Origin of the sequence: Streptomyces sp. UH6 (genome assembly GCF_013421635.1) — a bacterium.
GTDB lineage: Bacteria > Actinomycetota > Actinomycetes > Streptomycetales > Streptomycetaceae > Streptomyces > Streptomyces abyssomicinicus.
This window is the reverse complement of sequence record NZ_JACADT010000356.1, coordinates 1-5357: the sequence shown is the minus strand read 5'-3', so window position 1 is coordinate 5357 and position 5357 is coordinate 1. Positions and strand designations below refer to the sequence as shown.

The 5357-nt window shown below is 73.5% G+C and carries 4 protein-coding genes; all 4 read right to left on the bottom strand.

Going from position 1 to position 5357, the window contains the following annotated elements; all coding sequences use genetic code 11:
- On the bottom strand, positions 1-501 hold a 501-nt coding region (locus HW445_RS17505; RefSeq protein ID WP_180221946.1), incomplete at its 3' end, for a DNA glycosylase AlkZ-like family protein.
- 76 nt (positions 502-577) lie between these two features.
- Positions 578-1456, bottom strand: a complete 879-nt coding sequence (locus tag HW445_RS17500; protein WP_180221945.1) for an endo alpha-1,4 polygalactosaminidase — start codon at positions 1454-1456, stop codon at positions 578-580.
- A gap of 176 nt (positions 1457-1632) precedes the next feature.
- Entirely contained in the window at positions 1633-2817 is a 1185-nt protein-coding gene (locus HW445_RS17495; RefSeq protein ID WP_180221944.1) for a spore photoproduct lyase family protein, read from the bottom strand.
- A 164-nt stretch (positions 2818-2981) separates the two neighbouring features.
- The coding region (locus tag HW445_RS17490; RefSeq protein ID WP_180221943.1) for a WD40 repeat domain-containing protein at positions 2982-5357 on the bottom strand (2376 nt) is incomplete at its 5' end.

Here is a 5357-nt window from a genome sequence, read left to right as displayed (position 1 = left end):
CGGTGCGTGGCGGACGGGGGCGTAGGTGCGCAGCGCCCACCACACGCGGTGGGCGTGTTCCCCCACCGTCCCCGCCAGTTCCCGCTCCACCTCGGCGCCGGTACGCGCGCGGGCCAGGTATCCGGCCATGCCCGGGACCAGGGCGTCGGCGTCGGTGGGGGCGAGCCCGGTCGCGCGGAAGCGGGCGTCGGCGAGCCGGGCGCCGCGCAGGGTCTGGAGCATCGCGGCGCGGAAGGGGGCGTGGTCGTCGGCGTGCACCGCGTGCAGCGTGATCCGCATGAGCGACGCCTTGACGACGGAGCCCTGGGTGAACGCCGCGTCGAGGTCCGCGAAGGCGAAGTCCTCCAGGCGGTTCCACAGCGCCAGGTACGGGGATGCCGGCTCCTGGGCCTGCAGGGCGCAGAGCCGGCGGACCGCTTCGGTGACGTCGTGCCGTTCCCGCCGGAGAAGCATCTGCCGGTCCAGTGTGGCCAGGGCGAGTTGACGCGCGGTGAGTGTCACGCCCGGAATCTATCCCGGCGGTCCGACGAGGGCGCCGGGGCCTCCGGCGGCTCCGGCCCACGGCCCTGGGCGCCCTTCAGCAGGTGCGGCGGTGGTACCCGTCCTCCCCGGCCGGTACGAGGTCCACGTCCCGCAGCACGACGGACAGGCGGTCGCCCCATTCCTCGCAGGCGGCGGTGAAGCCGTCGGACCGGTACTCGACGACGAGCACCCGGTCGTCGTACGCGTCCGCGTAGGCGTCGCACTCGTCGTACTGGCCGCACTCCTCGGCGACGGCGAAGTCGAAGCCGAGGTCGCGGCCCCGTTCGGCCAGTGCGGCCGTGTTCTTCTGGCCGACGGCCAGGCCCGCGGCGTGGGCACGGTCGGCGAGGATCTTGCCGAACGCCAGGTTGTCGGCGGCCGTCAGACCTCCTCGGGACCGCTCGTAGGAGTCGAGGTTGTCGGGCTCGACGGCCTGGTAACCGGCCGCGGCGCAGCCGTCGATCCACTCCCCGACGATCTCGGCGAGCTGCCGGCGTTTGTCCGGTGACGAGGTGTCGAAGAGGACCTCGTCCCAGTCACGGTCGACGACCCATTCGCCGTCGGTGTCGCGGAGCAGCAGGGCGGGGTGGTGTTCGCGCCACCAGTCGGTGGCGTCCGGCTGGGCCTGGAAGGCGTTGACGTAGCAGACGTTGTAGACGCCCGGCGCGGGCGGCGCGGTGCGGTCGCGGACGACCGCGCCCGCTCCGTCCGGCGGCGGGTAGGAGCCGCCGAGCTGGTAGTCGAAGTCCGTCCCCGGCTCCGGCGGAGCCGCCTTCCCGGCCTTCTCGGCCTTCTCGGCGCTTCCCGTGCTGTCCGGCTTCGTGGTCCGCCCGGCTTCCGCGGTCGTGCAGCCGGCCGTCGCCGTGAGGAGCGCGACGCACAGCAGCGCGGCTGTCAGCGCGCGGCGACGGGGCGGAAAACCTTGCGGGACCATGGGTGACGACTCCTGTCGGGACGCGGTTCATCTTCGCAGCAGGCCGGCCCCGGGCCCGCGCCGGGGCCCCGTCCGGGCCGTGGTCGGATCGTCCCCCTTCGTCGCCGAACTGCTCGGTGACCTTCGGCGGCAGGGCTTCGCCGGCGCTCCGCGTCCTGTCGCAGCGGTCGCAGCGGTCAGAAGGCGTACCGGATGCGCAGCCACGGGGCATGGGCCGCGATCAGTCCTCGCAGGCGGACGAGGGCGTCGTGCTTGACCTGACGGGCGTAACGGACGTTGAGGGCGCCGTTCTCGGAGCGTTTGGTCTCCTGGGCGGCGGGCTGCCACAGAAGGTCCTCGGCCCGGGGGTGCCAGCCGAGGTTGACCTCGTGGAGCTGCTGGTTGTGGGTCAGCATGATGATCTCGGCGGCCGCCTGTTCCTTCACCCGGCCGGGGAGGACGTCGTCCATGTGGACGAGCAGGTCGGCCCAGTCGCGCTGCCAGCCGGGGCGCAGCACCACCGGTGAGAGGTTGAAGTGGACCTCGTAGCCCGCGTCGAGGAAGTCGGCGGCGGCGGCGATGCGGTCCGTGACCGGGCTGGTGCGGATGTCCAGCAGGCGTGAGTCCGGTTCCGGCATGACCGAGAAGCGCACCCGGGTCCGGCCCTGCGGGTCCAGTGCGAGCAGGTCGGGGTTGACGAACTTGGTCGCGAACGACGCCTTCGCGGTGGGCAGCCGGCGGAACGCGGCGACGAGGTCGGCGGTGTTGTCGCACACCAGGGCGTCGACCGAGCAGTCGCCGTTCTCTCCGATGTCGTACACCCAGGCCTGGGGGTCGCACTGGTTGGGCTCCCGTTTGGGGCCCTGCCCGTGGACGTGGCGACGGACGTGGGCGACGATCGCCTCGATGTTGGTGAACAGGGTGATCGGGTTGGCGTACCCCTTCCGGCGTGGCACGTAGCAGTAGGCGCAGGCCATGGCGCAGCCGTTGGAGGGGCCCGGTGCGATCCAGTCGGCGGACCTGCCGTTGGGGCGCGTGGTGAGGGTCTGCTTGACGCCCAGGACGAGGGTCTCGGTCTTGACGCGCGCCCATCGGCTGACGTTGCCGTCGTTGCCGTGCAGGGAGGGGATGCGCCAGTGGCCGGCCACCTCGGTGACCGGGACGTCCGGCAGCCTCGCCAGGATCTGGCGGCCGCGGGGAGAGGCGAGCGCGGCGGGTTCGGCGTACACCTGGCGCACGTCCAGCATCCGTCTGGCCCGGGAGCTGTCCCGGAATGCGCCGCCGGGCGGTGCGGGGGGCGTGGCGGGAGCGGCGTCCTCCGGGTCGAAGAGTGCCTGCTGTCCGAGGTCTTCCGGGGAGGACCCTGGCGGGGTCCGTTTCACTGCGCTGCTCCTGTCCCTGTCGCGGCCCCACGGTTCCGTCGGGACCTCCCTCGACCTTACGTGCAGCGTGGCCGGCGGGACGAACCCGAGGGCGTGACCGCGGCCACGGGGCGCGCGGCGGCCGGCGTCACCCGGACGTCGGGCACGGGTCGTGGAGCTGCGGCTCAGCACAGGGGGCGGTACGGGGCGTCCGGGACGTAGGTGTCCCATTCCTGCGGTGTGATGTCCCGGCCCGCCTTCCGGCAGACGGTGGCGGCCAGGCGGCCGGGGGTGAGGTCGAGGGTCTCGCGTCGTGAGCCGGTCAGGACGCGGAGCACGTCCGCGCCGTCGAAGGCCATGGCGTCGATCTCACGGCCGGTGAGCTCCAGCGGGTCGCCCAGGGCCAGGTGGGCCTCGACGTCCCACAGCTGGACGGAGTCGTCGTCGACGACCGCGGCGAGGAGCGCGCCGTCGTGGGAGAAGACGGGGGCTTCCAGGAATTCGCCGGCGTGGGTGCCGCCGCGCACCGTGGGGCTCGGCATGCGGACCAGGCGACGGCGGGCCGCGCTGTCCCACAGTTCGGTCCAGCCGGTGTCCGTCACGACGGCGAGGGTCTTGCCGTCGGCGGAGAAGGCCAGCCCGATGCCGGTGTCGGCGCTGAAGCCGGCGCGGCGTACCGCGCCGTCGGACAGCTCGAGGACGTCGCCGTCGGTGGTGACCAGGCGGCGGCTGTCGGCGCTGAACGCGCTCCTGCCGGTCGCCTTCTCGAAGGTGTGGACGCGCCGCCGGGTGCGGACGTCCCAGACGTCGGTGGTTCCGCCCTCGCCGGAGGGTTCGGCGCGGAAGTCGTAGCTGACGGCGACGTGGCGCCCGTCGGGGGACAGGGCGAGGTGGAAGACCTCCTTGCCCTCCGGTACGGAGGCGCGGAAGAGCTCCTTGTGGGCACGGGTGTCCCAGACGCTGACGGCGAGGCCGAGCTCGTCGCCGCGCGGCCGGTGATCCGTGAAGGCCAGGACGCGGCCACCGGTGGACAGGGCGCTGAACCGGTTGACCGAGGGGGCGTCGCCGGCCATCCGCTGCGGGACGGGAGCGGCGGTCTCCTTGCCGGTACGCAGGTCCACGAGGTGCTGCACGGGCTGCTCCTCGCCCTTGCGGAACACTCCGACGCGCCCGTCGGGGGACACCGCGCCGCCCGTGACGTCGTGGTCCTGCTCGTGGCCGGACAGGACGGCGGTCAGATCGAGGCGGTGCACCTGATGAGGGGCCTCGGTCGCGTAGGTGAGGGTGTTCGTGCGTGTGTCGAGTGCGACGTGCTCGTACCCCTCCTTGCTGCTGCGGCCGGAGAAGCGGAAGAGGGGTTCCGCCGTGCTGTCGACGCGCCGGACCTCGACGGCGTTCTCCTCGGTGACGGTGAGGAAGTACGCACCGTCCTCGGTCAGCGTCGTCCGGCTCTCCGCGCCGCCGCCCGGGGCGTCGCCCACCGGCCGGCCGTCGAGCGACCAGGCGTGGGCCGTGCCGTACTCGGTCCGCATGCCGATCCGGTCGCCGTCCGCGCCGAAGTCCAGGAACACGCTGCCGCAGGTCACACCGGGTGCTTCGGTGTCGAACACGCGCCGGGGGGCACCGGGGCCTATCGACCACACCTCGAGCGGGCCCTCGGCGCTCTCGCCGCAGGACGCGTAGTGGGTGCCGCGCGGGGAGAGCGTCGCCACGCCGCCGGTCCACTCCGCGGTCGTGGCGCGCGAGGGCGAGAGCAGCCGGTGGCGCCGGCTTCCGAGGCCGTTGACGTCGTCGTCGAACAGCACGTGCCCCTCGTTCGACACCTGGGCGGGCACGAAGCCGGGCTGGAGCGGCACGGGCTTGCCGACGGGCGAGCCGTCGCGGGTGGAGACCAGTCGGTAGGGGGCGCCCTTCGTCCTGCCGGGCAGGACCAGAAGCCGGCCGTCCTGGCTGACGACGGGGGGCGTGTACGGCGTCACCGAGGCGAGCCCGGGGAGGGTGAGGCGGGGCTTGTCCGCGCCCTTCTGGCCCTTCGTCAGGTCCCAGAAGGTGGCCCTTTCCGTCGTGTAGATCATCATCGATCGGCCGCGGTCGAGCAGCACGGTCCCGTTCTCGGGGGCGTTGGCGGGCACGGGCAGGGTGATGACCGACGTTTCGCGCTGTGTCGCCGCCGTGTTGAGCGCCGCCCGGGATTCGGCGGTGTGCGCGATACGCCAGGAGGCGAGGCCGAGGAGCAGCGCCGTGTCCGGTGCGGTGCCGCGCAGGCTGTCGGCGGCCTGGGCGACGGAGCGGGCCGTGGCCTGGGCGCGGCGCAGGTCCGCCTCCTCGCCCCGGCGGCGGCTCTCCTCGCGTTGGAACCAGGCGAAGGTCCCGGCGAGCAGTGCCAGCACCGTCAGCACGGCCAGGCCCGTCAGGAGTTGGCGTCGGCGGCGGGCGGCGCGGGTGGCCGCGGTTCGGGAGGCGGTGAGGAAGCGCAGCTCCAGCGGGCTGGGGCGGAGCGGGAAGGGCGCGGTGGCCAGCCAGTCCAGGCTGGTGCGGAGGGTCGTGCCGTGCAGCAGGTC